Source organism: Agrobacterium sp. O3.4 (genome assembly GCF_041414895.1).
Taxonomy (GTDB): Bacteria; Pseudomonadota; Alphaproteobacteria; order Rhizobiales; family Rhizobiaceae; genus Agrobacterium; species Agrobacterium cucumeris.
This window is the reverse complement of sequence record NZ_JALPZP010000003.1, coordinates 262,175-288,905: the sequence shown is the minus strand read 5'-3', so window position 1 is coordinate 288,905 and position 26,731 is coordinate 262,175. Positions and strand designations below refer to the sequence as shown.

The 26,731-nt window shown below is 60.2% G+C and carries 29 protein-coding genes; 23 read left to right on the top strand and 6 right to left on the bottom strand.

The genetic code is table 11. The features are described 5' to 3' along the window. Nucleotides 1–2 precede the first annotated feature (2 nt). From cobN to M0412_RS18515, 5 genes are read left to right on the top strand one after another with little or no spacing between them, the layout of a single operon-like run. Nucleotides 3–3,353: a cobaltochelatase subunit CobN gene (gene cobN / locus M0412_RS18535; RefSeq protein WP_269700856.1), complete on the top strand. Its 3,351-nt coding sequence runs from the start codon at nucleotides 3–5 to the stop codon at nucleotides 3,351–3,353. After that, entirely contained in the window at nucleotides 3,353–4,711 is a 1,359-nt protein-coding gene (gene cobG / locus M0412_RS18530) for a precorrin-3B synthase (RefSeq protein ID WP_269701362.1), read from the top strand. Before cobN ends, cobG begins: the two co-directional genes overlap by 1 nt. Beyond that, the gene (locus tag M0412_RS18525; RefSeq protein WP_142858329.1) at nucleotides 4,708–5,340 is read left to right on the top strand and encodes a precorrin-8X methylmutase; all 633 of its coding nucleotides are present in this window, start codon (nucleotides 4,708–4,710) and stop codon (nucleotides 5,338–5,340) included. Before cobG ends, M0412_RS18525 begins: the two co-directional genes overlap by 4 nt. Then, nucleotides 5,337–6,104, top strand: a complete 768-nt coding sequence (locus tag M0412_RS18520) for a precorrin-2 C(20)-methyltransferase (RefSeq protein ID WP_269700859.1) — start codon at nucleotides 5,337–5,339, stop codon at nucleotides 6,102–6,104. The genes M0412_RS18525 and M0412_RS18520 overlap by 4 nt, the downstream gene beginning before the upstream one ends. After that, complete coding sequence (locus M0412_RS18515; protein ID WP_269700861.1) at nucleotides 6,101–6,862, top strand: precorrin-3B C(17)-methyltransferase; 762 nt, start codon at nucleotides 6,101–6,103, stop codon at nucleotides 6,860–6,862. The genes M0412_RS18520 and M0412_RS18515 overlap by 4 nt, the downstream gene beginning before the upstream one ends. Here the strand turns inward: M0412_RS18515 and M0412_RS18510 are convergent. Further along, nucleotides 6,829–7,611, bottom strand: coding sequence for a cobalt-precorrin-6A reductase (locus M0412_RS18510; protein ID WP_269700863.1), 783 nt, complete (start codon nucleotides 7,609–7,611; stop codon nucleotides 6,829–6,831). The genes M0412_RS18515 and M0412_RS18510 overlap by 34 nt on opposite strands. Here M0412_RS18510 and cbiE point away from each other — a divergent pair. From cbiE to cobM, 3 genes are read left to right on the top strand one after another with little or no spacing between them, the layout of a single operon-like run. Continuing rightward, the gene (gene cbiE, locus M0412_RS18505; protein ID WP_269700865.1) at nucleotides 7,610–8,887 is read left to right on the top strand and encodes a precorrin-6y C5,15-methyltransferase (decarboxylating) subunit CbiE; all 1,278 of its coding nucleotides are present in this window, start codon (nucleotides 7,610–7,612) and stop codon (nucleotides 8,885–8,887) included. The genes M0412_RS18510 and cbiE overlap by 2 nt on opposite strands. Further along, complete coding sequence (locus tag M0412_RS18500) at nucleotides 8,881–9,300, top strand: cobalamin biosynthesis protein (RefSeq protein ID WP_269701364.1); 420 nt, start codon at nucleotides 8,881–8,883, stop codon at nucleotides 9,298–9,300. The genes cbiE and M0412_RS18500 overlap by 7 nt, the downstream gene beginning before the upstream one ends. After that, nucleotides 9,297–10,070, top strand: a complete 774-nt coding sequence (gene cobM / locus M0412_RS18495; RefSeq protein WP_269700867.1) for a precorrin-4 C(11)-methyltransferase — start codon at nucleotides 9,297–9,299, stop codon at nucleotides 10,068–10,070. The genes M0412_RS18500 and cobM overlap by 4 nt, the downstream gene beginning before the upstream one ends. On the opposite strand, the gene M0412_RS18490 is transcribed toward cobM, so the two are convergent. Beyond that, nucleotides 10,025–11,155 carry a cobalt-precorrin-5B (C(1))-methyltransferase gene (locus M0412_RS18490; protein WP_269700869.1) on the bottom strand — a complete coding sequence of 377 codons (1,131 nt, stop codon included), beginning with the start codon at nucleotides 11,153–11,155 and terminating at the stop codon, nucleotides 10,025–10,027. The genes cobM and M0412_RS18490 overlap by 46 nt on opposite strands. Nucleotides 11,156–11,213: 58 nt before the next feature. On the opposite strand from M0412_RS18490, the gene cobA reads away from it, so the two are divergent. From cobA to M0412_RS18475, 3 genes are all read left to right on the top strand, one after another. Further along, nucleotides 11,214–12,002 carry a uroporphyrinogen-III C-methyltransferase gene (cobA, locus tag M0412_RS18485; protein ID WP_269700871.1) on the top strand — a complete coding sequence of 263 codons (789 nt, stop codon included), beginning with the start codon at nucleotides 11,214–11,216 and terminating at the stop codon, nucleotides 12,000–12,002. Then, nucleotides 11,999–13,315, top strand: a complete 1,317-nt coding sequence (locus M0412_RS18480; RefSeq protein ID WP_269700873.1) for a cobyrinate a,c-diamide synthase — start codon at nucleotides 11,999–12,001, stop codon at nucleotides 13,313–13,315. Before cobA ends, M0412_RS18480 begins: the two co-directional genes overlap by 4 nt. Nucleotides 13,316–13,543: 228 nt before the next feature. Then, nucleotides 13,544–14,794 carry a cytochrome-c peroxidase gene (locus M0412_RS18475; RefSeq protein WP_309568471.1) on the top strand — a complete coding sequence of 417 codons (1,251 nt, stop codon included), beginning with the start codon at nucleotides 13,544–13,546 and terminating at the stop codon, nucleotides 14,792–14,794. Here the strand turns inward: M0412_RS18475 and leuB are convergent. From leuB to M0412_RS18460, 3 genes are all read right to left on the bottom strand, one after another. After that, nucleotides 14,775–15,887, bottom strand: coding sequence for a 3-isopropylmalate dehydrogenase (gene leuB, locus M0412_RS18470; protein WP_269700876.1), 1,113 nt, complete (start codon nucleotides 15,885–15,887; stop codon nucleotides 14,775–14,777). The two genes, M0412_RS18475 and leuB, sit on opposite strands and share 20 nt — an antisense overlap. Before the next feature lie 221 nt (nucleotides 15,888–16,108). Continuing rightward, nucleotides 16,109–16,714: a 3-isopropylmalate dehydratase small subunit gene (gene leuD, locus M0412_RS18465; protein ID WP_269700878.1), complete on the bottom strand. Its 606-nt coding sequence runs from the start codon at nucleotides 16,712–16,714 to the stop codon at nucleotides 16,109–16,111. A 163-nt stretch (nucleotides 16,715–16,877) separates the two neighbouring features. Further along, nucleotides 16,878–17,108 carry a hypothetical protein gene (locus tag M0412_RS18460; RefSeq protein ID WP_046799661.1) on the bottom strand — a complete coding sequence of 77 codons (231 nt, stop codon included), beginning with the start codon at nucleotides 17,106–17,108 and terminating at the stop codon, nucleotides 16,878–16,880. A gap of 109 nt (nucleotides 17,109–17,217) precedes the next feature. Between M0412_RS18460 and M0412_RS18455 the strand changes: the two genes are divergently transcribed. Next, nucleotides 17,218–18,129: a CoA ester lyase gene (locus tag M0412_RS18455; RefSeq protein ID WP_269700881.1), complete on the top strand. Its 912-nt coding sequence runs from the start codon at nucleotides 17,218–17,220 to the stop codon at nucleotides 18,127–18,129. Then, nucleotides 18,126–18,332 carry a DUF1737 domain-containing protein gene (locus tag M0412_RS18450; RefSeq protein ID WP_003492695.1) on the top strand — a complete coding sequence of 69 codons (207 nt, stop codon included), beginning with the start codon at nucleotides 18,126–18,128 and terminating at the stop codon, nucleotides 18,330–18,332. Before M0412_RS18455 ends, M0412_RS18450 begins: the two co-directional genes overlap by 4 nt. Nucleotides 18,333–18,348: 16 nt before the next feature. On the opposite strand, the gene M0412_RS18445 is transcribed toward M0412_RS18450, so the two are convergent. Beyond that, nucleotides 18,349–18,789 (bottom strand): metallopeptidase family protein, encoded by a 441-nt coding sequence (locus M0412_RS18445; RefSeq protein WP_046799659.1) that lies wholly within the window; start codon nucleotides 18,787–18,789, stop codon nucleotides 18,349–18,351. Between the two features lie 330 nt (nucleotides 18,790–19,119). Between M0412_RS18445 and rplU the strand changes: the two genes are divergently transcribed. From rplU to rlmH, 10 genes are all read left to right on the top strand, one after another. Next, complete coding sequence (rplU, locus tag M0412_RS18440) at nucleotides 19,120–19,434, top strand: 50S ribosomal protein L21 (RefSeq protein ID WP_003492690.1); 315 nt, start codon at nucleotides 19,120–19,122, stop codon at nucleotides 19,432–19,434. 40 nt (nucleotides 19,435–19,474) lie between these two features. Beyond that, nucleotides 19,475–19,744 carry a 50S ribosomal protein L27 gene (rpmA, locus tag M0412_RS18435; protein ID WP_003492686.1) on the top strand — a complete coding sequence of 90 codons (270 nt, stop codon included), beginning with the start codon at nucleotides 19,475–19,477 and terminating at the stop codon, nucleotides 19,742–19,744. A 131-nt stretch (nucleotides 19,745–19,875) separates the two neighbouring features. Continuing rightward, complete coding sequence (locus M0412_RS18430; RefSeq protein WP_003505256.1) at nucleotides 19,876–20,508, top strand: GNAT family N-acetyltransferase; 633 nt, start codon at nucleotides 19,876–19,878, stop codon at nucleotides 20,506–20,508. Then, complete coding sequence (locus M0412_RS18425; protein WP_269700937.1) at nucleotides 20,505–21,095, top strand: GNAT family N-acetyltransferase; 591 nt, start codon at nucleotides 20,505–20,507, stop codon at nucleotides 21,093–21,095. Before M0412_RS18430 ends, M0412_RS18425 begins: the two co-directional genes overlap by 4 nt. A gap of 168 nt (nucleotides 21,096–21,263) precedes the next feature. Continuing rightward, nucleotides 21,264–22,331 carry a GTPase ObgE gene (gene obgE, locus M0412_RS18420; RefSeq protein ID WP_006310970.1) on the top strand — a complete coding sequence of 356 codons (1,068 nt, stop codon included), beginning with the start codon at nucleotides 21,264–21,266 and terminating at the stop codon, nucleotides 22,329–22,331. Then, complete coding sequence (gene proB, locus M0412_RS18415; RefSeq protein ID WP_269700942.1) at nucleotides 22,328–23,497, top strand: glutamate 5-kinase; 1,170 nt, start codon at nucleotides 22,328–22,330, stop codon at nucleotides 23,495–23,497. The genes obgE and proB overlap by 4 nt, the downstream gene beginning before the upstream one ends. Then, the gene (locus M0412_RS18410) at nucleotides 23,490–24,776 is read left to right on the top strand and encodes a glutamate-5-semialdehyde dehydrogenase (RefSeq protein ID WP_269700944.1); all 1,287 of its coding nucleotides are present in this window, start codon (nucleotides 23,490–23,492) and stop codon (nucleotides 24,774–24,776) included. Before proB ends, M0412_RS18410 begins: the two co-directional genes overlap by 8 nt. Nucleotides 24,777–24,779: 3 nt before the next feature. Beyond that, entirely contained in the window at nucleotides 24,780–25,403 is a 624-nt protein-coding gene (locus tag M0412_RS18405) for a nicotinate-nucleotide adenylyltransferase (protein WP_269700946.1), read from the top strand. Between the two features lie 66 nt (nucleotides 25,404–25,469). Continuing rightward, on the top strand, nucleotides 25,470–25,943 hold the full coding sequence (gene rsfS / locus M0412_RS18400) for a ribosome silencing factor (RefSeq protein ID WP_237681429.1): 474 nt from the start codon (nucleotides 25,470–25,472) through the stop codon (nucleotides 25,941–25,943). A 157-nt stretch (nucleotides 25,944–26,100) separates the two neighbouring features. Then, nucleotides 26,101–26,583, top strand: a complete 483-nt coding sequence (gene rlmH, locus M0412_RS18395) for a 23S rRNA (pseudouridine(1915)-N(3))-methyltransferase RlmH (protein ID WP_142842174.1) — start codon at nucleotides 26,101–26,103, stop codon at nucleotides 26,581–26,583. Nucleotides 26,584–26,731: the final 148 nt, after the last annotated feature.

Genomic DNA, 26,731 nt, shown 5'->3' with positions numbered 1-26,731 from the left:
AGATGCATATTCTCGCCACCACATCCTCGTCCCTGGACGATCTGATCGAGCCGGTTGATCTCAACCAGCCCCGTTCGGATGTGGTGATGCTGTCTTTTTCGGCAAGCGATCTTGCCGGGCTGGAAAGGGCGTGGCGGCAGGCTGGAGATGCGCTCCCGTCGCTCTCCGCCGCCAACCTCTCCGAGCTTCGGCACCCCATGTCGGTCGATCTGTGGATCGAAAAGACGGCGGAGCATGCCCGTGTTATCCTTATCCGGATTCTCGGTGGAGCTGATCGATGGCGCTACGGCGTCGATCAGCTTACCATGATGGCCCGACGGCGCGGCATCAAGCTTCTGCTATTACCGGGCGAGTGCAGCGACAGGGACGAAAAGCTCGAAGCGGCCTCGACCGTGGACAGGCAGATACTGGCCTCTGCCCTTTCCTTTTTCCGTGAAGGGGGAAGGGCGAATATGGGCAGCCTTGCAACTGGTCTTGCGGCTCTGGCAAAGGATGGCGTGTGGCCGGATATTGAGGCCGAGCCTCTGCCGAAGGCCGGATTTTACCGGCCCGGACAGGGTGTCGTCAGTCAAGCGGAAGCCATTGCCGGTTTTCCAGCCGATGCAGCCATACTGCCCATTCTCTTTTACCGCTCGATGTTGCTGGCGGCTGATGCAGCACCTGTGGATGCGCTCTTCCATGCGCTTTCCGGGCGCGGTTTTGTGCCATTGCCGATTTTCGTCAGCGGTCTGAAGGACGGGGAGGCGATCCGTTTTCTCGAAAGCGTGTTGCCTGACCTGCAGCCTGCCGCCATCATTGCTGCCACCGCTTTTGCCAGCCAGACGGATGAGGACGGACGGACGCTGTTCGACCGCCTCGGTGTCCCTGTTTTTCAGGTGGTGATGGCGACCACCCGGCGTGATGGCTGGGCGGAAAATGCGCGTGGCCTCAACCCCTCTGATCTTGCTATGCATGTGGTTCTGCCGGAACTGGATGGCCGGATTCTCGCCGGTGCGATTTCGTTCAAGCAGGCGCGGGCGGATGGCGGTGCCAGCCTCCTGAATGTGCCGGAAGCGAATCGTATTGAACAGGTGTCGAACCGCATCGGGGCGTTTCTGCGATTGAAACAGGCTCCGCCGCAGGATCGCCGTATCGTCATTCTGATGCCGGATTATCCGGGTGCGGCACCGGGGCGCACGGGTTATGCCGTCGGTCTGGATGTGCCGCAAAGCGTGCTTGAAATGCTGCGCGATCTTGCCGATGCGGGATATGCGGTGTCGGATATTCCAGACACGGCGCGGGCGCTACTCGACTGCGTTGAACAGCAGGAAGCGACGGTCGTTCTTTCCGACTATCGCGATTTCCTGACCGCATTGCCGGCCGCTGCCGCAACTGCCCTGAATGCAACATGGGGAACTGCGGAAAGTGACGATGTGCTTGTTGATGGCGCATTCCGCTTTCGCGTTGCCCGCTTTGGCAATGTGTTCGTGGCGCTTGCGCCGGATCGGGGTCGCAATGAGGATCGGCGGGTGGATTACCACGATCCTGCCCTGCCGCCGCGTCACGCGCTTGTCGCCTTCGGCACATGGATGCAGCGGGTAGCGGCTGCACACGCCATCGTGCATGTCGGCGCGCATGGCACGCTGGAATGGCTGCCGGGCAAGACGGTGGCGCTTTCGCGCGATTGCTTTCCGGAAATCGTCACCGGTCCGCTGCCGGTGGTCTATCCCTTTATCGTCTCCAATCCCGGCGAGGCGGCGGTGGCAAAACGGCGGATTGCGGCCGTAACCATCGGCCATGTTCCGCCGGTGCTGGTCAATGCCGGGCTCTCGCCGGAACAATCGGCGCTGGAACAACTGGTTGACGAATATGCGCAGGCTGATGGGCTGGATCGCCGCCGCCGCGATCGGCTGGCGAAACTGATCGTTGAAAAGGCGCTGGAAACCGGGCTTGCGGCAGAAGCAGGCGTGGGTGTGAAGGACGATGCCGATGCGGCTTTGTCGCGCATCGACGCCTTTCTCTGCGACCTCAAGGATTTCGCCATCAAGGATGGCCAGCATATTTTCGGCCGGCACCCGGAAGGCGAGGCCGATCCGTTGAGGCTTGAAAGCGCGAAGGCGGAAAAAGCCGCACTGCTTGCCGCGCTCGACGGTTGTCACATTCCCCCCGGCCCTTCCGGCGCACCCGCGCGCGGAAGGCTCGACGTGCTGCCCACCGGCCGTAATCTTTATGCCGCCGATCCGCGCACCATGCCTACGCCCACGGCCTTCGAGCTCGGCCGCATGGCGGGTGAGGAGGTGCTGCGCCATCATCTGCAAAGCCATGGCGACTGGCCGAAACATCTGGTTTTTGATCTCTGGGGCAGCGCGAGTCTCCGCAATGGCGGTGAGGATGTGGCGCAGGCGCTGCATCTGATGGGTGCAAGGCCGATCCATGACCCGGCGACCGGCCGCGTTACCGGCATCGAGGTTCTGCCGCCGGCGAGCTTCGGGCGACCGCGGGTCGATGTCACCTTTCGCATCTCCGGCCTGTTTCGCGACATGTTCCCGGCACTGATCGCGCTGCTTGATGCGGCTGCCAAGGCCGTGGCGCGGCGGGATGAAGCGCCGGGCGACAATCCGCTGGCGGAAGAGGCGGCCGCGCTCGGGCATATTCCGGCGCGCATCTTCGGCTCCGCGCCTGGCACCTATGGCGCAGGTATCGAAGAAAAACTCGCTAGCGGAAAATGGGACGAACGCGAGGAGCTGGGGCAGGCCTATCTCGATGCGGCAAGCCATGCTTTCGGCGGTGCTGACGGGCTGGAGATTTTTGAAGATGCCGGTTTTGTGGAGCTGGTGCGTCGGGCCGATCTCCTTGTCCATACCGGCGACGACCCCGGCCGTGATCTTCTGGATGGTTCTTCCGATGTGGCCTTCATCGGCGGCTTTTCTGCTGCGAAGGCAGCATTGGGTGGGGTAGCCGATATTGTGGCGCTGGATACGACCGATCCGGCCCGCCCGCGTGCAAGGTCGATGACGCAGGCGCTGACGCGGGTAGTGCGCGCACGCGCCGTCAATCCGCGCTTCATTGCCGGCCAGATGCGGCATGGCCCACGCGGAGCGGCGGAATTTGCCGAAACGGTGGATAGGCTCGTTGGCTTTGCCGAAACCACCCATGTGGTTTCCTCCTCGCTGATCGAGGCGCTTTATGATGCCTATTTCGGCAACGAGGAGGTGCGCGATTTCATCCTGCGGGAAAATCCGAAGGCAGCACAGGTGATGGCCGAACGTTTCCTGTCCGCTCGCCGTCGCGGCCTGTGGCACAGCCGGCGAAATGCGGTGGATGCAGAGCTTGAAATGCTGATCATGCCCCGTTCCGAAAGGGTGGGCGCATGATGGCTGCTGCTGCCGATCCCGTTCAGCCATTCGGTCGCCGCGGTCTTTGCCCGGCGCTCTCAGCACCCATGCGGACCGGCGATGGTTTTCTGTCGCGAGTAGCTTTCGAGGCGGATATATCGCCCCGTGCGATGGTGGTGCTTTGCGATCTCGCCGAGCGGCATGGCAATGGGCTGCTCGACATCACCGCACGCGGCAGTCTCCAGTTCCGTGGCCTGACGCCGGAAAGCGCATGCGCCTTGGAAAAGGATGTTCTGGCGCTTGGCCTGCCGCTGCGCGAAGGACTGGCGGTCGAGACTTCGCCTCTTGCCGGCCGGGACGATGCGGAAATCGCCGATGGGTGTTTTCTTGCCGACCAGATTCGGAAAGAGGCCGACCGGCTCGCTCTTCATGAAAAGCTCGCCGCCAAGCTTTCCATCGTCATCGATGGCGGCGGATATCTCTCCATGGGGGAATTACTCGCAGATATTCGCCTGAAAGCAATCCGGCTGGGCAGCCAGACTTTCTGGCAATTGCTTGTTGGCGGGCCGGAGAGCAAGGCGCTGAATGCGGGATTGGTCGAGACGGACTCGGCGGCGGATGTGGTTCTGTCGCTTCTCCTTTATCTCGCCGGCAAGGGGCCGCTCGCCCGTGGCCGCGATCTGGACGCTTCGATCATCAAATCGGTTTGTGGTGATCGGCTGCTGGATCGGGTGATAAAGAGCGGGGCCGTCCGGGCACCTTCTTTGCCGCTGGGATTGATGGCGGTGGGCATGGGTCTTTTTGCCGCCGGTGCCGCGCCTGCCTTCGGACAGGTTCGAGGCTCTGGTTTATCGCGCCTCTGCCAGGAGGCAGATATGCTCGGCATCAAGGCCTTGCGGCCATCACCAAACCACAGCATGCTATTTTTCGGATCGAAATCCGCCTGCGATGCGTTGCTTGAGGCTGCAGGGGCATGTGGTTTCGTTACCGAGCCCGGCGATGCGCGATCTTCCATCGCCGTCTGTCCCGGCGCGCCGGGCTGTGCATCGGCCTTTCTTCCCACCCATGAGCTGGCCGCTTTTGCTTCCCGGGAATGCGCTTCATTGCTCGACGGTTCTTTCACGCTGCATATTTCCGGCTGTGGCAAAGGTTGTGCGCACCCTGCCCCGTCGCTTCTGGCCTTTTGCGGCACGGCCGATGGTCTTGCCTTTTCCTTTTCCGGCCGCGCCGGCGACCTGCCTGACGGGATTTTACCTTTCGCACAGCAGAGGACGGCGCTTTCGCGGCTTGCCCGTCTTTACGAAAAAGAACATAAGCCCGGTGAAAACGCCGCCACCCTGCTCGCCCGTCTTGGCGGGCAAGTGATTGGTGCGGCGCTTCGACAGGATGACCGATGACCGACTATGACTATATTCGCGATGGCAATGCGATCTACGAGCGCTCCTTCGCCATTATCCGTGAAGAAGCGGATTTATCCGCCTTTACCGAAGAGCAGGCGGATATCGCCATTCGCATGATCCACGCTTGCGGGCAGGTGGAAGCGGCCAGCCATTTCCGTTTCTCGGCTGACTTCGTTGCCGCTGCGCGGGGTGCGTTACTGGCCGGAAAGCCCATCCTCTGCGACGCGCAAATGGTTGCCCATGGTGTGACCCACGCCCGGCTTCCGGCTGACAATGCCGTCATCTGCACGTTGCGTGATCCACGCACACCGGAGCTTGCGAAAAAGATCGGCAATACGCGTTCTGCCGCCGCACTCGATCTCTGGGCGGATCATCTGGAGGGCGCTCTGGTGGCCATCGGCAACGCGCCGACGGCGCTGTTTTATCTTCTCGAGATGCTGGAAAAGGGTGCGCCGCGTCCTGCCGCCATCATTGGCATGCCCGTTGGCTTCGTCGGCGCGGCGGAATCGAAGGATGCGCTGGAGGCAAGTGCGCTCGGCATTCCCTATGCCATCGTCAAGGGGCGCATGGGCGGTTCGGCCATGACGGCCGCTGCCATCAATGCGGTTGCGAGGGCAGGCCTGTGAGTGCGGCTCTTTTTGAACATGCCAAAGGTAAACTGGTCGGTGTCGGCACCGGGCCGGGCGATCCGGAGCTTCTGACGCTGAAAGCGGTGCGCGCCATTGAAAATGCCGATGTGCTTGCCTTCTTCTGCAAGAAGGGTGGCAGCGGCAATGGTCGTGGCATTGTCGAAGCCTTCATCCGCCCCGGCACGCTGGAAATGCCGCTGGTCTATCCGGTGACCGTCGAAAGCGACAAGAACGGCGAGGATTATCGCGGCGCGATTGCCGCATTCTTTGATCAGTCGGCGAAAGACATCGCCGCCCATCTCGAGGCCGGGCGCAATGTGGCCGTGCTTTCGGAAGGCGATCCGCTGTTTTACGGCTCCTACATGCACCTTCATCTGCGGCTTTCGCCGTCCTATTATACAGAGGTGGTTGCGGGTATCACTGCCATGTCCGGCTGCTGGTCCATGGCCGGGCTGCCGCTGGTGCAGGGCGACGACATATTGAGCGTGCTTCCCGGAACGCTGGCGGAAGATATTCTCGCGGAACGTCTTTCCGGCACGGATGGAGCCGTGATCATGAAAGTCGGGCGCAACCTGCCGAAAATCCGCCGGGCGCTGGAAAAGGCCGGCAAGCTCAGCGAGGCGCTTTATGTGGAACGCGGCACCATGGCAAACAGCCATGCGGTGCCGCTTATCGAGCGTGACGCATCGCCGGCCCCCTATTTTTCGCTGGTTCTGGTTCCCGGCTGGAAAACCAGACCCTCGACAGGTGAAAAGCCATGACCGGAAGGCTCGTCGTCGTCGGCCTCGGGCCCGGCAGTGCAGCGCAGGTAACGCCGGAAGCGCTAGCTGCCGTCGAGGTTTCGGAAGATTTCTTCGGTTATATCCCTTATCTTGACCGCCTGTCGCTTGGTCCTCACCAGCGCCGCCATGCCTCCGACAATCGTGAAGAAATTTCCCGTGCCGAACAGGCGCTGCGGCTTGCGGCCGAAGGCGGCAAGGTCTGCGTGGTTTCCGGTGGCGATCCCGGCGTTTTCGCCATGGCAGCGGCCATTTGCGAGGCGATTGAAAATGGCCCGGCCGAATGGCGTGACATCGATTTTTCTGTCGTACCGGGTGTGACCGCCATGCTGGCGGTTGCCGCAAAGGCTGGCGCGCCGCTAGGCCATGATTTCTGCGCCATTTCGCTGTCGGATAATCTCAAGCCCTGGGGCATCATTGAAAAGCGGCTGATCGCGGCGGCGGAAGCCGGTTTCGTGATGGCTTTTTACAACCCGGTCAGCAAGGCTCGGCCGCACCAGCTCGGCACTGCTTTTGATCTTTTGCGTGCCCATCTGCCCGGCTCGGTGCCGGTGATTTTCGGTCGCGCCGCAGGCCGGGCGGATGAGCGCATTCGGGTCGTGCCCCTGTCGGAAGCATCGAGCGATATGGCTGATATGGCCACCTGCATCGTCGTCGGTTCGGTGGAAACCCGTCTGATCAAGCGTTCCGGCAAGGAACCGATCGTTTATTCGCCGCGGTTTTCGAAAAGGGAGAGCTGATGGCAGATGGCGGTGAGTGCAGACGCTATGTCCGGCACCGTCGCGCCCTTCAGGGGCGCGTTGCCGAGAGGTTGCGGCCGCTCGATCATGATGACCGGCAGGCCAAGCCGTCTCGCCGCTTCGATCTTGCCGTAACTGGCGCTGCCACCGGAATTCTTGGAAACCACCGTCTCGATGCGGTTGTCCTCCAGCATGCGGATTTCGTCATCCAGTGCAAAGGGGCCGCGCGCGGTGATGTAGCGCGCATCCCGTACGTTCAGCGGTGGCTCCACGGGGTCGACGCTGCGGATGAGATAATTGTGCCGGGGTGCGGCTTCGAAGGGAAGAAGCTCCTGCCGGCCGAGAGCCAGAAATACACGCCTGCTTTCATCTCCGAGCACGTTAACGGCCTGTTCGACGGTTTCGACGCTCTGCCACCTGTCACCCGGCTGCTGCTGCCAGGCGGGGCGCGAAAGCGCGACGAGAGGAATGTCGGCCAGCCTTGCCGCTTCGACCGCGTTGACGGAAATTCTCGCCGCATAGGGATGGGTGGCATCAACCAGAATATCGAAGCCCTCGGAGCGGATGAAATCCGCCAGCCCCGCCGCGCCGCCAAAACCGCCGCTGCGCATCGGTACCGGTTGTTCGACCGGCGAGAGCGTGCGGCCCGCCATGGACAGCAGAATTCGGTAGCCGGAGTCCTCTGCCAGCCTGCCGGCCAGAATGCGGGCATCCGCCGTACCGCCAAGGATGAGTATGGAGCGTGTCATGACGTCTGAATATTCCGGAACGGCCAGCTCTTCTACTGAAAAGAGCGCTGCCGCAGAAAAGAAAAAAGAGCCGTGGCTTTCCATCGTCGGCATAGGCGAAGACGGACTTGATGGGCTCGGCAAAAATGCACTTCTGGCGATCGAAGCGGCGGAGGTGGTTTTTGGTGGCAAACGCCATCTGGAATTGGCGGCTGCGGCCATTCAGGGCGAGGCGCGCCCGTGGCCGGTGCCGTTCGATGTGGAGATGAGCGGTGTTCTCGCATTGCGTGGCCGCCGGGTGTGCGTGCTCGCCTCCGGCGATCCGTTCTACTACGGTGTCGGTGTTACGCTTCTGCGGCGGATTCCATCGGAGGAGACAGTCTGCCATCCCTCGCCTTCCGCCTTTTCTCTGGCTGCGGCACGGCTTGGCTGGGCCCTGCAATCGGCCGAATGCGTTTCGCTGCACGGGCGCTCCATCGATCTTTTGCGGCCGCATCTGCAGCCCGGCGCGCGGATCATCGCGCTGACCTCGGATGAGTGTGACCCCGCTTTGATTGCGGGGTTACTGGCCGAGTCCGGTTTTGGTCGGTCGCAATTCATTCTGCTCGAGGCATTGGGCGGAACGCGTGAAAGGCGGCGGCAAGCCCGGGCGGCTGATTTTTCCTTTGATGATATCGACCCGCTGAATGTGGTGGCGATTGATGTCGTGGCGGATGAGGATGCGCGTGTCCTGCCGTTCACGCGAGGGCTCGATGACAGCCTGTTCGAACATGACGGGCAGATCACCAAACGTGAAATCCGGGCGGTGACGCTCTCCTCGCTGGCGCCCCGGCGTGGAGAATTGCTGTGGGACATTGGCGCGGGCTCCGGCTCGATCGGCATCGAATGGATGCTGTCGCATCCTTCGCTGCGCGCCATCGCCATAGAGCAACATCCGGAAAGGGCGGAACGAATCGCCCGCAATGCTGATGCTTTTGGTGTTCCGGGGTTGGAGGTCATGATCGGTGTGGCCCCGGCAGCTTTTGAAGGCTTGCCCACGCCGGATGCTATTTTTGTTGGTGGTGGCGGCAGTGAAGCAGGTGTGTTCGAGGCTGCCATGGGGGCGCTGAAACCCGGCGGTCGGCTGGTCGCCAATGCGGTGACGCTGGAAATGGAAGCAGTCTTGCTGGATGCGAATGCGCGGTTTGGTGGTTCGATGATCCGGCTGGAGGTTTCTCGCGTAACGGCTGTCGGTTCCATGTCCGGCTGGCGTCCGGCCATGCCGGTGACGCAATGGAGCTGGGTCAAGCCATGGTGACCGTGGCTGGTATAGGCTGCCGCAAGGGTATTCCTTCGGACGTGATCATCACGGCCATACGCGTCGCCGAGCGGACCTCTGGCGTGAAGGCGGATTCTTTGGCGACTGCTCCGCTCAAGGCCGGGGAAGCTGGCCTCGCGGAAGCGGCGAAAGCCCTATCGCTGTCGCTTGAAATCGTAACGCAGGAACGGCTCGAGGCAGTTGCCGCCGAGACGATGACATTTTCACAGGCCAGCCTCGATCACGCCGGAACGCCCAGCGTCAGCGAAGCCTCGGCGCTTGCCGCAGCTGGAGCAGGTGCACGGCTGGTTGCGCCCCGCCTCATCGTCGGTGATGTAACTGTGGCTATCGCAACGACGGGCAACGCGCCACGTGGTAACGACTGCGCCATTGAATACGGAGAAGAAGAATGACGGTTCATTTCATCGGCGCCGGTCCGGGTGCTGCAGATCTCATCACGGTGCGTGGGCGCGATCTGATCGCTGCCTGCCCTGTGTGTCTTTATGCCGGTTCGCTGGTTCCGAAGGCCTTGATCGATTATTGCCCTCCGGGCGCGCGCATCGTCGATACGGCTGCACTTTCGCTTGATGAAATCGAGGCGGAATTTGTTGCCGCGGCAGAGGCAGGCAAGGATGTGGCGCGGCTGCATTCCGGTGATCTTTCCGTCTGGAGCGCCATGGGTGAGCAGATCCGTCGGTTGGAACGGCTGGGACTCGATTATACCGTCACGCCCGGCGTGCCCTCCTTCGCTGCCGCCGCCGCCACCCTGCAGCGGGAGCTGACGGTGCCGGAAGTGGCGCAGAGCCTTGTGCTGACCCGCATTTCCGGCCGTGCATCGAAGATGCCTGACGGTGAGACGCTGAAGGCTTTCGGCGCAACGGGCACGACACTTGCCATCCACCTCGCCATCCATGCCATCGGCAAGGTGGTGGAGGAGCTGACGCCGCTTTACGGGTCCGATTGCCCCGTTGCCATCGTGGTGCGCGCCTCCTGGCCGGATGAGCGGGTCATTCGCGGCACGCTGTTCGATATTGAGGGCAGGCTTGCAGCCGAGCCGGTGGAGCGCACGGCGCTGATCTTTGTCGGGCGCGGGCTTGCCTCGACGGATTTTCGCGAGAGTGCACTTTATAGTACCGACTATGTCCGCCGGTTCCGTTCTCCGAAAGGAGATGCGGCGGGCTGATGCGACGGTGTGGAGGCGGTGCGCCCCTTGAGCGCGCCCTGACGATCGAAAACCACAATATCGAGCGCGATGGCGGGCGTGTTCAGCGCCGCCGCCGCGGTTACCCAGGCTTTTTCCGCAACGGTCGCCCCGAGGTCTATCCCCGCGCCTTCGGCCAGTTGAAAGGCGTGCGCGACCATATTGGCCTGACGGATGGCAATGGCGAGTTTGTCATCCCCTCCCGCCTCCGTGGCCAAAGCCGCCAGTGCTTCAAGGTCGGCAAGGCCTTTCTTGGAATGCACGTCGAGCATGCCCTGGGCGAGCTTGGTCATCTTGGCAACGCCGCCGGCAATCGTCACCCGCTCGACCGGGTGGCTGCGCAGATATTTCAGCATGCCGCCGATAAAATCGCCCATGTCGATCAGCGCCGTTTCAGGCAGGCCATACAGCGCCTGCCCGGCCTTTTCGGAGGTGTTGCCGGTCGCGCCGAGCACGTGGGTGCAGCCGGTTGCCCGCGCCACATCGATGCCGCGCCAGATGGAGTGGATCCAGGCCGAGCAGGAAAAGGGAATGACGACGCCGGTGGTGCCGAGAATGGAAATGCCGCCGAGAATGCCGAGCCTGCCATTCAGGGTCTTTTCCGCCAGTCTTTCGCCGTCGCGAACGGAAATTTCGACTTCGAAATCGGCATCCGTTCCCGCCACTTCGCGAATGGCCGTCTCGATCATCTTGCGCGGTATCGGGTTGATGGCGGGTTCTCCCGGCGGCAGCGGCAGGCCCGGCCGGGTAACGGTGCCGACGCCCTTGCCGGCCTTGAAGGTGATGCCGCTTCCGGGTTCTCCCCGTCTGACCGTGCTTTCAATCAGGGCGCCATGGGTGACGTCGGGATCGTCTCCGGCATCCTTGACGACGCCGGCCCGGGCGAAGTTTTCACCTTTTTCCTCTGTCGCGAGGGAAAATGCCGGCCGTGCGCCGCTTGGAAGTTCGACCTCGACAGGGTAAGGAAATTCGCCGGTCAGAAGGGCGGCGCAGGCCGCCTTCGTGGCGGCTGCCGCGCAGGTGCCCGTGGTCCAGCCGCGGCGAAGGGTCTTTCCATCCGTTTCCATATGAATTCCTATAGCCGGGACGGCTTTTTCCGTCATCGTTAAAAAGCAGCCAAAAAGAATGTCGATACCGCAGATTTTAAACAGCATTGCCGCAAAAGGTCCGGTCTTTGAGGCCGGTCACGTCTGGCTCGCGGGCGCAGGGCCTGGCGACGTGCGGTATCTGACGCTGGAAGTGGCGCTGGCGCTTTCGCAAGCCGATGTCATCGTGCGTGATGCGCTGGTCAGCGATGATGTCGTCGCTCTTGGACCTCAGGCCGAAATCGTTTTCGCCGGCAAGCGCGGCGGAAAGCCCTCGGCGACGCAGGACGACATTACCGCGTCGCTGATCGATTTCGCCGCCCGAGGCAAAAAGGTGCTGCGGCTGAAGGGTGGCGATCCCTTCATCTTTGGACGCGGTGGCGAAGAGGCGGAGGCGCTTGTCCGCGCCGGTATTCCATTCCGCATATTGCCGGGCATGACCTCTTCGCTTGCGGCTCTTGCTTCTGCGCGTATTCCGGCCACCATGCGCGGCATCAGCCGCGCCGTGACCCTTGCCACCGGCCATGCGGCGGGCACTGAAGAAGATCTTGACTGGCTGGCGCTGGCGAAAACACAGGAACCCATCGTCGTTTACATGGGGCTGAAGAATATCGGCTCGATTGCTGCACTTCTGATGCAGGGCGGCCGTTCAGGCGCTACGCCGGTTGCGGTCATCATGTCGGCGACGACTGAGCAGGAGCGAATTTTCATCGGCAAGCTGGAAAGCATAGCTGACGATGCAAAGCGGGAAAACTTCGAAGCCCCGGCTCTTATCGTCATCGGAGAGATCGTTTCGATGCGGGAACGGCTTGGAGTTTCAGGATCATGACGGCGCGGGCGATCATCATCGGTGCACCCCGTTCGGGGTCGGGCAAGACCAGCGTCACCATCGGTCTTCTCAGGGCATTTGCCCGGCGGGGCATTAAGGTGCGGGGCATCAAGACGGGACCGGATTATATTGACCCCGGTTTCCACACCTTCGCCACCGGCACGCCCGGTCTCAATCTGGATAGCTGGGCCATGCAGCCGGATTTGCTGCGGCATCTGTTTTCACAGCAGACCGAGGATGCGGAACTCGTTCTGATCGAAAGCGCCATGGGCCTGTTCGACGGTATTCCGGTGGCGGAAAACCGCACCGGTTCGGCGGCGGATCTGGCGCGGCTGTTCGGCATTCCCGTGCTGCTGGTATTGGATGTGTCGGGCCAGTCGCAAACGGCTGCCGCTGTCGCCCATGGTTTTGCCCATTACGACCCTGACGTCACCATGGCGGCAGTTGTGCTGAACCGGGCCGGCAGTGAAAGACACCGGACACTCTGCACAGAAGCCATCGAAAAAATTGGCCTGCCCGTTGCCGGCTGTGTCCTGCGCGATCCTTCGCTTATCCTGCCTGAGCGGCATCTGGGGCTGGTGCAGGCCAGCGAACACCCGGAAATCGATGCGCATATAGAACGGCTGGCGGATGCGATGGAAAAATCCATCGATCTCGACGCCTTGCTTTCACTTGCCGCGCCGGTGAATGTGCCTTCCGGTTCGGTGGACGCAGCGATTGTGCCGCCCGGCCAGCGTATCGCACTGGCTGAGGATGCGGCTTTCACCTTCCTTTATCCGCATCTCAGGAAGCATTGGCATGCGGCCGGGGCCGAGATCGTGCCGTTTTCGCCACTGGCTGATGAGGCGCCTGACGAGAGCTGCGATGTCTGCTGGCTTCCGGGCGGATATCCCGAACTTTTTGCCGGAAAACTTGCCGATGCGGCCGGTTTCAAGGCAGGTATTGCCCGTTTTGCCGCGACAAGGCCTGTTCATGGCGAGTGCGGCGGTTACATGGTGCTCGGCGAGGCGCTGGAAGATGCCGAGGGGGTGACCAATGCCATGACCGGGCTTCTGTCACATGCGACCAGCTTTGCGACGCGCAAGATGAATCTCGGTTATCGCCAGGCAACGATTGCGGCAAGTGGGCCGCTCGGCGTGGCGGGGGATGTTCTGCGCGGCCATGAGTTTCATTATGCGCGGGTTACCGATCCCGGCCGTGACGAGCCTTTTGCCCAGATCGCCGACGGGCAGGGCCGTCCGCTCGGGCCATCGGGTGGCAGAAGAGGTCTCGTTTCGGGCACTTTCTTCCATGCCATCGCGAGAGGTGGTTGAGCGATCTGCGTCATCGCCTTTCCATGGGATGTGCGGCAAAGTGGAGCAAGCTGCGAAAGTTTGTAGGCTCTGACCACGGGAAAGTGCTATAGATCGCCTTAGGGAACATGGAAAAGTGGAAATAGCGCCTGCGATCCATGTTCCGTGAAGTCTGGTCGGATTAAAAGCTGTTTCATATTTTCCGGCCCGAACCTGCTATCGCGCATTTTGTCCCGAGCGTGCCTACCGATGATAAAGCCCCGATTTTTTCTCTCTGCCGCTCTTGCTGCATCCATTCTGCTGGCTCCCTTCGGTGGGGGGATTAACAGCATGTTCGCTCACGGCGGCGAAGATTATGCGACGCTGGAAAAGCTGGGCGCAGCGCTGTTCGACGATCCCAATCTTTCGATGAACCGGACCATGGCCTGTTCCACCTGCCATATGCAGGCGGCCGGGTTTTCCGATGCACGGGAGAGCGAGAAGGTCGGTCGGGATGTCTCTTTGGGTGACGACGGTATTTCGCTCGGCGACCGCAATGCCCCGACGGCGACCTATGCGAGGTTCACGCCGCCTTTCGGCAAGAATGCGGCGGGTGAGTATGTCGGCGGGCAATTCTGGGATGGCCGGGCCTCGCTGCTGGAAGACCAGGCGGGCGGTCCGCCGCTCAATCCGCTTGAAATGGGCATGCCGGACAAAGCCTCTGTCGTAAAGCGGCTGAGGGAAAATCCTGACTATGTCGCAGCCTTCGGCACGCAATTCGGCAATGATGTCTTCCAGAGCGATGAAACCGCCTATGCCGCGATGACCAAGGCGTTGGCGAGTTTCGAGCGCTCGGACGAATTCTCGACTTTCGATTCCAAATATGACCGCTTCCTGCGCGGCGAGGAAAAGCTGACGGATCAGGAAGAGTTGGGCCGGGTTCTGATTTCCTCGACGCAATTCACCAATTGCAATACCTGCCATGAAATCCGCGGTGCCAAGGGGCTGGAAGACGGCCTGTTCACCAACCACAAATATTTCAATATCGGCGTTCCCGCCAATATGGCGGTCAGGGCCGTGAATGGCTCGAAACCAGATGCGATCGATCTGGGTTTGGCGCAAAATCCTGAAGTGGCCGGCGATCCGGCACAACGCGGCAAGTTCAAGGTGCCGACCCTGCGCAATGTCGCCGTCACCGGTCCTTATATGCACAATGGTGTGTTCAGGGATTTGCGCACGGTGGTGCTGTTTTACGTGAAATATAAAAGCAAGAAGCCCAGCCGTCAGATCAATCCGGAAACCGGCAAGACCTGGGATGCGCCTGAGGTGCCTGAGAATATCGCCATGACGGAACTGACATCCGCGCCGGCGCTGGACGACAAGCGGGTGGATGCCATCGTGGCTTTTCTGAAGACGTTGACCGACCGGCGCTACGAGCATCTTCTGCCCAAGGAGGATGGGCAGATGGCGGTGCCGCCTGCCCAACCGGTTCCTGTCAGCGTTACGCCGAAAGCGCCTTGAATTCAGCGAGAACCGCGTCACCCATTTCACTGGTGCCGACCTGACGGCAGCCATCGGCCATGATGTCGGCGGTGCGGATGCCCTTGTCCAGCACGTTGGCGATTGCCGCTTCGAGCTTCGTCGCCTCGTCAACCATGTTGAACGAGTAGCGCAGGCACATGGCGAAGGAGGCGATCATGGCGATGGGGTTGGCGATGCTCTTGCCGGCGATGTCAGGGGCAGAACCGTGCACCGGCTCATACATGGCCTTGCGTTTGCCGGTCTTGGCATCAGGTGCGCCAAGCGAGGCGGAAGGCAGCATGCCGAGCGAGCCGGTGAGCATGGCGGCAACGTCGGAGAGCATGTCTCCGAAGAGGTTGTCTGTAACGATCACGTCGAACTGCTTGGGTTTGCGCACCAGCTGCATGCCGCCGGCATCGGCCAGCATATGCTCCAGCTGAACGTCCTTGTATTTGGCGGCGTGGGTTTCGGTGACGACCTGGTTCCACAAGACGCCTGATTTCATGACGTTGCGCTTTTCCATCGAGCAGACGCGGTTGTCGCGGGTGCGGGCCAGTTCGAAAGCGACGCTGGCGATGCGCTCGATCTCGAAAGTGTCGTAGATCTGCGTGTCGATACCGCGCTTCTGGCCGTTGCCGAGATCGATGATCTGCTTCGGTTCGCCGAAATAAACGCCGCCGGTCAGTTCGCGAACAATGAGGATATCCAAGCCTTCGACCAGTTCCGGCTTCAGCGAGGAGGCGGCGGCAAGTGCCGGGTAGCAGATGGCAGGGCGCAGATTGGCGAAAAGTTCGAGGTCCTTGCGCAGGCGAAGCAGACCCGCTTCCGGGCGATGCTCGTAGGGAACGCCATCCCACTTCGGGCCACCGACGGCGCCGAACAGGATCGCATCGGCGGCAAGCGCCTTTTCCATGTCCGCATCGGAAATCGCCACGCCATGGGCGTCGTAAGCGGAACCGCCGACGAGGCCTTCTGAAACGGTGAAGCCCGCATTTTGCGCGCTGTTCATATAATCGATCAGCTTGCGGACCTCAGTCATGGCTTCGGGGCCGATACCGTCACCGGGCAGCAGGAAAAGCGAACGGACTGTCATGGGAACCCTCCTTGGGCGGCGCGCCGGAAAACATCATGAAGGGTTTTCGGTGGCGGCGAACACGGCGTCAAACTTGTTCCGTCCTATGCATGCCAAGTCGTACAGCAGCTGGACGGGATCGAGGGCTTCTTATCTCCGCCTCAAGGGCTTTTCAAGCAAAGCAAAAGCCGATCCGGTACGGTTTGGTACGGGATCGGCTTTTTTGAAGAGCGGAAATGCGGTCAGGCCCAAGGGCGGACCGAGGCGTTCGCCTTTTCGAAAGTGTCGATGGCGCCGGAATGCTCCATGGTCAGGCCGATGTCATCGAGGCCGTTCAGCATGCAGTGGCGCTTGAATTCATCGATCTCGAAAGTGATGGTGCCGCCATCGGGACCACTGATTTCCTGGCATTCCAGATCGATGGACAGAACGGCATTCGATCCGCGCGAGGCGTCATCAAGCAGCTTTTCGAGGTTCTCGGGGCTAACTACAACCGGCAGGATGCCGTTCTTGAAACAGTTATTGTAAAAGATATCGGCAAAGCTTGTGGAGATCACACAGCGGATGCCGAAATCGAGAAGCGCCCATGGCGCATGCTCGCGCGAGGAGCCGCAGCCGAAATTGTCGCCGGCGACAAGAATCTGGGCGTTCTGGTAAGCGGGCTTGTTCAGCACGAAATCCGGGTTGGGCGAGCCATCCTCAAGGTAACGCGACTCGGCGAAGAGGCCCTTGCCAAGACCGGTGCGTTTGATGGTCTTCAGATAGTCTTTCGGAATGATCATATCGGTGTCGATATTGACCACCGGCATGGGCGCGGCGACGCCCGTCAGCTTGGTGAATTTTTCCATCTGTCGCTTCCCGTGTTTCCCTTGAACAGATCCGGCACGGGCAATGCCTGCCGGATGTTCTCTTTCGGGAAATACTGCAAAACTCAGCGCTTTAGAAGCGCAAACCCGCGTTCTTCGGTACGCCTGACGTAGCGTCCTCGCATTTTGACCCGATTAAACGATCTCAGAGATCGATAATCGTGCCTTTGCCATCGTTCCAGACGCGCATGTCGCGCTGGTGGCGAGGCTTGACCGGAATGGGAGCCGGCTTAAGGCGCGCGGAAAGCATACGGGCAGCGCTGAGAACGGCGAGCACGCCGATGAAAGCGACCGTGAGCGATGCCGTGAAAAGAGCAGCCATGGCCAGAATTGCGATGCCGGAGGCGGCGATGAAAAATGAACGGATGCCTTGCATGATTCAACCTTTCTTTCCAGACGAATGTGGGCCTTCTTCTTCCGGCTTGCAAGAGGATTCAGTGGATTGTCAGCTTGCAGATGTCACAAAAGCTTGACACAAGTGCGGCATGGTCAATTTTTCTGAAAATATTCTTGTGAGACCGCGTCGCTCGTTGCTGTCGGTTCCGGCCATCAATGTCAGGGCACTCGAAAAAATCCGCGATCTCGATTGCGACGGCGTGATCCTCGATCTTGAGGATTCCGTCGCGCCCGACATGAAGGGCAAGGCGCGGGAAAATCTCCAAAAGCTGTTTTCAGACGCACCCTTTGCCGGGCGCGAGGCGATTATCCGCATCAATCCGCTCTCCACTCCGGACGGGAAGGCGGATTTGGAGTTCGTTCTTTCCTGCCGGCCGGATGCGGTTCTTCTGCCGAAGGTGGAGCAGCCCGCTAATATTCATGAAGTGGCCGACCTTCTGGCGGAGGCGGATGCGCCGCAGGCCATGAAGATCTGGGCGATGATCGAAACGCCGCTCGGTGTCCTCAACGCTGCGTCGATTGCCGATGCCGCTCACACGCCGGATGCGCGGCTTGCCGCTTTCGTCATCGGTCTTAACGATCTGCGCAAGGAAACCCGTGTTCCGGCCTTGCCCGGTCGCTCCTATCTTGTGCCATGGATGATGCAGGTGGTGCTTGCCGCCCGGGCTTATGGCCTCGATATCATTGACAGCGTCTCCAATGATTTCCGCGATGTCGCGGCTTTTCAGGTTGAATGCGAACAGGGGCGAGCGATGGGCTTTGACGGCAAGATGCTGATCCATCCCGCCCAGATCGAACCCGCCAACCGGCAATTCGGCCCGGATGAGGCGACGATTGCGGAAGCTCGCGAGATTATTGCCGCTTTCGCAAAACCGGAATCTATGGAATTGAACGTCATCAACATGAACGGGCGGATGATCGAACGGCTGCATGTGGTTGAGGCTGAAAGGCTGGTCACCATGGCCGATATCATCGCCCAAAGAAAGGCAGAAAAGACGTGAAGGTCTATCGTTTCATAACCGGCCCCGATGACTCAAAATTCTGTCACCGGGTCACGGAAGCGTTGAACAAGGGATGGGAACTTGCGGGTTCGCCGAGCTATGCCTTCAACGCCGCAAGCGGTGTCATGCATTGCGGCCAGGCCGTGACCAAGGTGGTCGAGGGCAAGGAATATCATCCGGACATGAAGCTCGGCGAGCAATAAGACGCGCCGCGGCGGGCTATCGCTCCGCAGCGGCCTCATCGGCGCTTTCTTCTATCCGCTCCATGTCATCATCCGACAGGCCGAAATGATGGCCGATTTCATGGATGAGGACATGGGTGATGATATCGCCCAGCGTTTCCTCGTTCTCGGCCCAGTAGTCGAGAATGGGGCGGCGGTAGAGCGTGATGCGGTTCACCATCTCGCCCGTTTCCATGGTGAAACGTTCGGAGATGCCGCGACCCTCGAATAGTCCGAGGAGATCAAAGGGCGTTTCGAGCGCCATGTCCTCGAATACTTCATCGGTCGGGAAATCCGCGATCTCGATGATGAGATCCTTCGTTAAGGCGCGGAATTCTTCTGGCAGGTGGCCATATGCCTCGATCGCAAGCGACTCGAAGGCGGAAATTGTCGGCGCATGGCGGTCCCGCCAATCGTCGGTCTGGTCTATGCGGGCCATTTCTGCTCCTTGTTGGTAGGCCCATATAAACACTTGCTGCGCAAATTTCGAGACCTGACTGCTTCACCCGCCGAAAAAGCATGAAATTCTTGGCGTTACAGTTACTTTTCAAGCCGTCGTCATCTTGACATAAACCAGCGTCTCGCGTAATCGGCACCCAAATTGATGGCGTAGTGCGCCTTCTGTTTATTCCGTCCTCAAAGGCGGCTTCACCGGCAGACATTCAAAGGGACCTCTTGTCCCGACGGGTTTCTACCAAATTCCGACTGATAAAAAGACGGCGAGCTTGCTTTGGCGGGCAGAGCCGGAACGAACATGAAAGGATAAAAAATGTTCGCAGTCATCAAGACCGGCGGTAAGCAGTACCGCGTAGCGGCCGACGCCGTGCTGACCATCGAAAAGCTGGAAGCAGAGGCAGGCGCAACTGTAGAATTCACCGAAGTTCTCGTTGTTGGCGAAGGCGCCGACGCCAAGTTCGGTGCTCCCTTCGTCAAGGGTGCCATCGTCAAGGCTGAAGTTGTCGAGCACAATCGCGGCAAGAAGGTTATCGCCTTCAAGAAGCGTCGTCGTCAGAACTCCAAGCGTTCGCGCGGCCATCGTCAGCATCACACTGTCGTCCGCATCACGGACATCGTTGCTGCCTGATCGGCGCGACACGGGAAACAAGGTTTAAAGGAGAACTCCAATGGCACACAAAAAAGCTGGCGGTTCCTCGCGTAACGGTCGCGATTCTGAATCCAAGCGCCTTGGCGTAAAGAAGTTCGGCGGCGAAGCCGTCATTCCAGGCAACATTATTCTGCGCCAGCGTGGCACGCAGTGGCATCCGGGCGCCAACGTCGGCATCGGCAAGGACCACACGATTTTTGCGCTGACCGCTGGCAATGTAAACTTCCGCACGAAGGCCAATGGCCGCGTGTTCGTATCCGTGGCTCCGAAAGCGGAAGCCGCAGAATAAGCCGGTAAGCGTCATATGCAGCCGGTGTCCCATCGACCCGGCTGAGACGTATCAGGTTCAGTCAAGAAAACAGGGGAGATGGGGCACCACCCAACTCCCCTTTTTCTTTAACCTCATGGAGGGACTGAACCATGCAAGCTGAATTGTTAAGGGTCGACCAATCACGGTCACCCGAGGAACGGCCGAGGCCCGATCGGTCGAGGAGCGATTGCCCCGTTTTACTGTCGCAGAGGCTGGTTTTACGCAAGCCTCACGAAGAAGACATCGACGCCCTTGCCCATCTTGCCAACAATGCCAATATCGCGACCATGGTGTCGCGTATGCCGCACCCTTACACGGCCAAAGACGCCGCGGATTTTGTGCGACGCTCCAAAGCTGGCGAGATTGGCAAGTGCGTCTATGCGATTACCCGCATGGACAATGGCGAGTTTCTGGGCTGCTGCGCGCTCGAACCCCAGGAAGACGAAAAGACTCTGGAGATCGGTTACTGGCTAGGCGAACCCTACTGGAACCGCGGCTATATGACGGAAGCGGCGCATGCGCTGATCGACATGGCCTTCCGCACGCGTGAAATCGACCAGATCGATGCCCGTTGCCGGGTCACCAACATCGCGTCGCGCCGCGTCATCCAGAAGTGCGGTTTCCAGTTCCAGGGGTCCGGCATGGTCGGTTCGCTGGCGCTTGGCGGCATGGTGCCGGTCGAATGGTACAGGCTGGACCGCAAGACCTGGGTTTCGCTGAAGAGCTGGGGGGACATGGGATGAGTGCGCTCGAACTGACCCGTCGCCGGGCTGCCACCACCGCGGCGCCGCCCGGCCCCTGCCCCGTCATCGAGACGCAGCGACTGGTGTTGCGGCCGCAGCGACTTTCCGATGCCGGCAGCATTGCGGAATCACTTGGCGATTTCGCCGTGACGAAGATGCTGGCCCGCGTTCCCGCGCCCTACCACAAGCAGGATGCGCTGGAATGGTTGGTGCTGCGTACCTCCGGCACGCTGCCCGACTGGGATTTCGCCATCACCAGCGGTGACGATACCCTGATTGGCATCGTCTCGGTGGAGTTGCGGCATGGCGAGTGGCATCTCGGCTACTGGCTGAACCGCTTCTACTGGGGCAAGGGTTACATGACCGAGGCGGTTGCCGCCGTGGTCGAGCGGTTTTTCCGCCGCATGCCCGGGGTGATCCTTCATTCCGGCGTGTTTGCGGATAACCCCGCTTCGCTGCGTGTGCAGGAAAAACTCGGCTTCCGGGTGACCGGCTGCCATCAGATCTACGCCACGGCGCGGGCCGCGATGGTGGCGCATATCGATACGATGATCACGGCAGAGGATTTCATCCGGCCGCACCACTGACAATCAAAACAAGGCCGGTTTACCCCAAACCGGCCTTGTCTCACGCAGGGGCTTGCCGCACGATAGTCTTTGACCTCGTGACGAAGCGCTTGTATTCGAAACGACGATATTTTTGTTTGACGCAATGCCATGATTGTTGCGTCCGCAAACCGATAGAACGGCAGTCCGATGAAATTTCTCGATGAAGCAAAAGTCTATATCAAGTCCGGTGATGGTGGTGCTGGCGCCGTTTCCTTCCGGCGTGAAAAATTCATCGAATTCGGCGGCCCTGATGGCGGTGACGGCGGACGCGGCGGTGACGTGTGGGTTGAGGTGGTCAATGGTCTCAACACGCTGATCGATTTCCGTTTCCAGCAGCATTTCAAGGCCTCGATCGGACAGCACGGCATGGGCAAGACCCGCACCGGCGCCAAGGGTTCGGACGTGGTGCTGAAAGTGCCTGTCGGCACCCAGATTTTCGAAGAAGACAACGAAACGCTGATCATGGACCTCACCAAGGAAGGTCAGCGTTTTCGTCTTGCCGCCGGCGGCAATGGCGGTTTCGGCAATGCCTACTTCAAGTCGTCTACCAATCAGGCGCCTACCCATGCCAATCCGGGTCTGGCCGGCGAAGAAAAGACAATCTGGCTGCGGCTTAAGCTGATTGCCGATGCCGGCCTCGTCGGTCTGCCAAACGCGGGTAAATCCACATTTCTTGCGACGGTGACGCGCGCGCGTCCGAAGATCGCCAATTATCCCTTCACCACCCTTCATCCGAATCTTGGCGTGGCGACCATCGATGGTCGTGAATTCGTACTGGCCGATATTCCGGGCCTGATTGAAGGTGCGCATGAGGGCGTTGGCATCGGCGACCGGTTCCTCGGCCACGTGGAGCGTACCCGAGTGCTTCTGCACCTCGTCTCCGCACAGGAAGAAAAAGTCGGCAAGGCCTATAAAACCGTCAAGGCCGAGCTGGATGCCTATGGTGGTGGGTTGACCGACAAGCCCGAAATCGTGGCGCTGTCACAGATCGACGTGCTTGATGAGAAAGAACTGAAGAAAAAGGCCAAGGAACTGGAAAAGGCCTGCGGTCGTCCGCCGCTTCTTCTGTCGGCTGCCGCGCATATCGGCATGACGGAAGCGTTGCGCGCCCTGCGCGATATCATCGTTTCGGCAAGCAATGGCGGCGATACCGCCCTTCCAGACCGGTCGATGCCGCATGAGAGCGAGGTCGAGGAAGAGGACGATCGCCTATGAGCCTGACGCGCAAGCCGCTGGCGAGCCACCACCGGATCGTCATCAAGATCGGGTCGGCGCTTCTGGTGGACCGTAAAACCGGCCTCAAGAAAGACTGGCTGGATGCCATCTGCGAGGACATTGCTGCGCTCAAGAAAAACGGCGCGGATGTTCAGGTCGTGTCTTCAGGCGCCATCGCGCTTGGCCGCACCGTTCTCGGCTTGCCCTCCGGTGCGTTGAAGCTGGAAGAGAGCCAGGCAGCGGCGGCTGTCGGCCAGATCGCACTGGCGCGGGCATGGTCGGAAAGCCTGTCGCGGCATGAGATCGTCGCGGGTCAGATTCTGCTGACGCTCTCCGATACCGAAGAACGCCGCCGTTATCTCAATGCGCGCGCCACCATCAACCAGTTGCTGAAGATCGGCGCCATTCCGATCATCAATGAAAATGATACCGTGGCGACCACCGAAATCCGTTATGGCGACAATGACCGTCTGGCCGCACGTGTGGCGACCATGACGGGTGCGGATCTGCTGGTGCTGCTGTCGGACATTGACGGGCTTTATACCGCTCCGCCGCATCTCGATCCGGATGCGCAATTTCTCGAGACGATTGCAGACATCACCCCCGAAATCGAGTCCATGGCGGGTGGTGCGGCTTCCGAGCTTTCGCGCGGCGGCATGCGCACCAAGATCGATGCGGGCAAGATCGCGACCGCTGCCGGGTGCGGAATGATCATCGCCTCCGGCAAGACGCTTAACCCGCTGAAGGCGATCGAAAACGGCGCTCGTTCCTCATGGTTTGCGCCATCGGGCACGCCGGTGACGGCGCGCAAGACCTGGATTGCCGGACAATTGCAGCCGGCCGGCGAAATCCATGTGGATGCCGGCGCGGAAAAAGCCCTTTATGCCGGCAAGAGCCTGCTTCCCGCAGGCGTAAGGGTGGTGAAGGGCAATTTCGGTCGCGGCGATGCAATCGCCATTATCGGTGTCGAAGGCCGGGAGGTTGCGCGCGGTCTTGCGGGCTACGATGCGGAAGAGGCGCGTCTCATCATTGGCCACAAGTCCAACGAGATCGAGGCGATCCTCGGTTATGTCGGCCGTGCGGCGATGATCCATCGCGACGATCTTGTGATGACCGGCGCTGCCGTCAAAGTGAAACATGCAAAAAAGGATGAGGTCCATGCCTGAACAGGCCGTGAAGCAGAGCCATGATATTGACGCGTTGATGATGACCATCGGCGCTCAGGCAAAAGCTGCTTCGCGACCGTTGTCCATCGCAGGGACGGATCAGAAGAACCGCGCGCTTCTTGCCATGGCATCCGCCATAGAGGCGTCGAGGGATGTGATCCTTGCCGCCAACAAGAAAGATCTGGCCGCTGCGGACACTGCCGGGCTTGCCGCTTCCTTTATCGACAGGCTTACCCTCAACGAGGCGCGGATCGCCGGCATTGCCGAAGGCATTCGCTCGGTTGCTGCGCTGGCCGATCCGGTCGGCGAGGTCATCGCCGCCTGGGATCGCCCTAATGGGCTGAAGATCGAGCGCGTGCGCACGCCGCTCGGCGTCATCGGTGTTATCTACGAAAGCCGCCCCAATGTGACGGCGGATGCCGGCGCGCTCTGCCTCAAGGCCGGTAATGCCGTCATCCTGCGCGGCGGATCGGATTCACAACATTCATCGCGTGCTATCCATGCCTGCCTCGTGGAAGGTTTGAAGATTGCCGGTCTGCCCGAACATTCCATCCAGCTAGTGCCGGTGACGGACCGCGCCGCCGTCGGCGCGCTTTTGGGTGGATTGAGCGGCACGGTCGATGTGATTGTGCCGCGCGGTGGCAAAAGCCTGGTTGCCAGGGTGCAATCGGAAGCGCGGGTGCCGGTTTTTGCGCATCTGGAAGGCATTTGCCATATCTATGTCGATGCCTCGGCCGATCTCGCTATGGCAAAGCGTATCGTCGTCAACGCCAAGATGCGCCGTACCGGCATTTGTGGTGCGGCCGAAACCCTGCTGGTGGATGCCGCCGCTGTTTCCACGCATCTGGCGCCGCTCGTCAATGACTTGATCGCAGCCGGTTGTGAAGTGCGCGGTTCGCAGGCGGTCCGTCATGTGGTTGAGGGTCTGAAGGCCGCAACGGAAGAGGACTGGCGCACCGAATATCTCGATGCGATCATTTCGGTCGCCGTGGTGGACGGTATTTCGGGTGCGATCGATCATATCGGCACCTATTCCTCCAACCATACCGAGGCGGTGATCGCTGAGGACCCTCACGTGGTCGAACGTTTCTTCAATGAACTCGATTCGGCCATTCTGCTGCATAATGCCTCAACGCAATTTGCCGATGGCGGCGAATTCGGCATGGGTGCGGAAATCGGCATCGCCACCGGCAAGATGCATGCGCGCGGCCCTGTCGGCGTCGAGCAGCTCACTTCGTTCAAATACCGTGTGCATGGCACCGGCCAGACACGGACCTGATATTTGCCGACTGAGAAGCGCCTGGACCGACGTTATCTCACCATGCCGCATGCGGAGCGCGGCATGGTTGTCGGGCTGTTCGGCGGCTCTTTTAATCCGCCGCATGCTGGCCATGCGCTGGTGGCCGAGATCGCACTGCGCCGGCTCGGTCTCGACCAGCTCTGGTGGATGGTCACGCCGGGTAATCCGCTGAAAAGCCGCTCCGAACTGGCGTCCCTTGAAGACCGTATAGCTGCCTGCGAAAAACTCGTGAGCGATCCGCGTATCAAGGTGACGGCATTCGAAAAATCGCTGGGCATCAGCTATACGGCCAATACACTTGCCAAGGTGAAGGCGAGAAATCCGCATGTTCGCTTCATCTGGATCATGGGCGCCGACAATCTGAAAAGCTTTCATCGCTGGCAGAAGTGGCGCACGATTGCCGAGACTTTTCCTATTGCCGTGATCGACCGACCCGGCTCCACCCTGTCTTACCTTTCCTCCACCATGGCGCAGGCCTTCAGCCAGGCGCGGATAGACGAGGATGATGCGGGGGTTTTATGGAAAAAGCGGGCGCCCGCCTGGGTCTTCATCCATGGTCCTCGTTCGACGCTCAGTTCCACGGCGCTGCGCAATAATCACAAATGATGTATGCGGCGGTCGTTGAAGGCTCCATATCTTGAAAAGTTAATGCTTTGATGCCACCTTTATAAAGTGACGCAGAGAATCGCGTCGCCCAGTATCTGTTTTGTCATTCTTGGAAAGGGAAAACCTCTGACAACAGTACACAGCAAGGGAAAAGCATTTGTTGCTATCCCGAAGGGCCAGGACAGTGGCGACGATGCCGCCGATCATGCCCTCGAAACCGTCCTCGCGAGCCTCGAGGACTCCAAGGCTGAAGATATCGTATCTCTCAACATTGCCGGAAAATCGGCGCTTGCTGACTACATGGTTGTAGTTTCCGGGCGATCGAACAGGCACGTTTCGGCGATTTGCGAGCATCTTCTCAAGGATATGAAGGATGAGGGGTTCGGCAACGCCCGCGTCGAAGGTCTGGAGATCGGAGACTGGGTGCTGATTGATGCCGGCGATGTCATCGTTCATGTGTTCCGTCCGGAAATCCGCGCCTTCTACAACATTGAAAAAATGTGGGCGACGCCGGAAATGTCGGAAGAAACACTGCATTGATGCGGTGAGCCTTTGATCGAGTGCATCGTGTCTGCCGAAGGTCATCTCTGCCTTCGGCACGATGTCTCTGGCCGGAAATCGAACCGGCCGCATAGGAATCCGCATTCTATGCTGTTAAGAGCGTGACCCTGTTTGTCACGACAGTCACAGGTTTGCGATGCGGATTTCGATTTTTGCGGTGGGACGGCTTAAAACCGGCCCTGAAAAGGATCTTGCGACCCGTTATATCGAACGCCTCGCGAAGACCGGCCCGGCAATCGGGCTGGAGTTTTCGCGGGTGATTGAGGTCGCGGAAAGTCGGGCGTCGAATGCGGAGACGCGCAAGCGTGAAGAAGCGGCGATGCTTGAAAAACACCTGGCCGACGGTGCAGTGCTTGTGCTGCTCGACGAACGCGGCAAGGCGCTGGATAGTCCTGCATTTGCCACGTTTTTTGGCGACCTGCGCGATAGCGGCAAGCGGGACCTTATCATTGCCATTGGCGGGGCTGACGGTCTCGATCCCGCGCTTTACGACAGGGCGGCGGCCGTTCTCAATCTCGGCAAGCTCACATGGCCACACCAGATCGTTCGTATTCTGATCGCCGAACAGCTTTACCGCGCCGTCACAATCCTTTCCGGTCACCCGTATCATCGGGTTTGAGCGGGTTTAGGGTATAAAACTCGTCTCAATTTCAACATGAAGCTCCGCGACACGAAAAGGCGCAGATGGCTTTGCCGTTGCCCTCTTTCAGGCCCCTTGGAAGATCGCAGCAAAATCTCTAGTATCAGCGCCTCTGCTTCGGCATCAA

Bases quoted from the DNA above. Each gene is read 5' to 3' on its own strand.
- M0412_RS18410 (WP_269700944.1), top strand. From the start codon at position 23,490: ATGCCTGAACAGGCCGTGAAGCAGAGCCATGATATTGACGCGTTGATG.
- M0412_RS18480 (WP_269700873.1), top strand. From the start codon at position 11,999: ATGACGGCGCGGGCGATCATCATCGGTGCACCCCGTTCGGGGTCGGGC.
- M0412_RS18425 (WP_269700937.1), top strand. From the start codon at position 20,505: ATGAGTGCGCTCGAACTGACCCGTCGCCGGGCTGCCACCACCGCGGCG.
- M0412_RS18500 (WP_269701364.1), top strand. From the start codon at position 8,881: ATGGTGACCGTGGCTGGTATAGGCTGCCGCAAGGGTATTCCTTCGGAC.
- cobA (WP_269700871.1), top strand. From the start codon at position 11,214: ATGTCGATACCGCAGATTTTAAACAGCATTGCCGCAAAAGGTCCGGTC.
- cobG (WP_269701362.1), top strand. From the start codon at position 3,353: ATGGCTGCTGCTGCCGATCCCGTTCAGCCATTCGGTCGCCGCGGTCTT.
- M0412_RS18445 (WP_046799659.1), bottom strand. From the start codon at position 18,789: ATGGCCCGCATAGACCAGACCGACGATTGGCGGGACCGCCATGCGCCG.
- M0412_RS18430 (WP_003505256.1), top strand. From the start codon at position 19,876: ATGCAAGCTGAATTGTTAAGGGTCGACCAATCACGGTCACCCGAGGAA.
- M0412_RS18515 (WP_269700861.1), top strand. From the start codon at position 6,101: ATGACCGGAAGGCTCGTCGTCGTCGGCCTCGGGCCCGGCAGTGCAGCG.
- leuB (WP_269700876.1), bottom strand. From the start codon at position 15,887: ATGACAGTCCGTTCGCTTTTCCTGCTGCCCGGTGACGGTATCGGCCCC.
- leuD (WP_269700878.1), bottom strand. From the start codon at position 16,714: ATGGAAAAATTCACCAAGCTGACGGGCGTCGCCGCGCCCATGCCGGTG.
- cobM (WP_269700867.1), top strand. From the start codon at position 9,297: ATGACGGTTCATTTCATCGGCGCCGGTCCGGGTGCTGCAGATCTCATC.
- proB (WP_269700942.1), top strand. From the start codon at position 22,328: ATGAGCCTGACGCGCAAGCCGCTGGCGAGCCACCACCGGATCGTCATC.
- cbiE (WP_269700865.1), top strand. From the start codon at position 7,610: ATGACGTCTGAATATTCCGGAACGGCCAGCTCTTCTACTGAAAAGAGC.
- M0412_RS18475 (WP_309568471.1), top strand. From the start codon at position 13,544: ATGATAAAGCCCCGATTTTTTCTCTCTGCCGCTCTTGCTGCATCCATT.
- M0412_RS18455 (WP_269700881.1), top strand. From the start codon at position 17,218: ATGGTCAATTTTTCTGAAAATATTCTTGTGAGACCGCGTCGCTCGTTG.
- cobN (WP_269700856.1), top strand. From the start codon at position 3: ATGCATATTCTCGCCACCACATCCTCGTCCCTGGACGATCTGATCGAG.
- M0412_RS18510 (WP_269700863.1), bottom strand. From the start codon at position 7,611: ATGACACGCTCCATACTCATCCTTGGCGGTACGGCGGATGCCCGCATT.
- obgE (WP_006310970.1), top strand. From the start codon at position 21,264: ATGAAATTTCTCGATGAAGCAAAAGTCTATATCAAGTCCGGTGATGGT.
- rplU (WP_003492690.1), top strand. From the start codon at position 19,120: ATGTTCGCAGTCATCAAGACCGGCGGTAAGCAGTACCGCGTAGCGGCC.
- rlmH (WP_142842174.1), top strand. From the start codon at position 26,101: ATGCGGATTTCGATTTTTGCGGTGGGACGGCTTAAAACCGGCCCTGAA.
- rpmA (WP_003492686.1), top strand. From the start codon at position 19,475: ATGGCACACAAAAAAGCTGGCGGTTCCTCGCGTAACGGTCGCGATTCT.
- M0412_RS18460 (WP_046799661.1), bottom strand. From the start codon at position 17,108: ATGCAAGGCATCCGTTCATTTTTCATCGCCGCCTCCGGCATCGCAATT.
- M0412_RS18525 (WP_142858329.1), top strand. From the start codon at position 4,708: ATGACCGACTATGACTATATTCGCGATGGCAATGCGATCTACGAGCGC.
- M0412_RS18490 (WP_269700869.1), bottom strand. From the start codon at position 11,155: ATGGAAACGGATGGAAAGACCCTTCGCCGCGGCTGGACCACGGGCACC.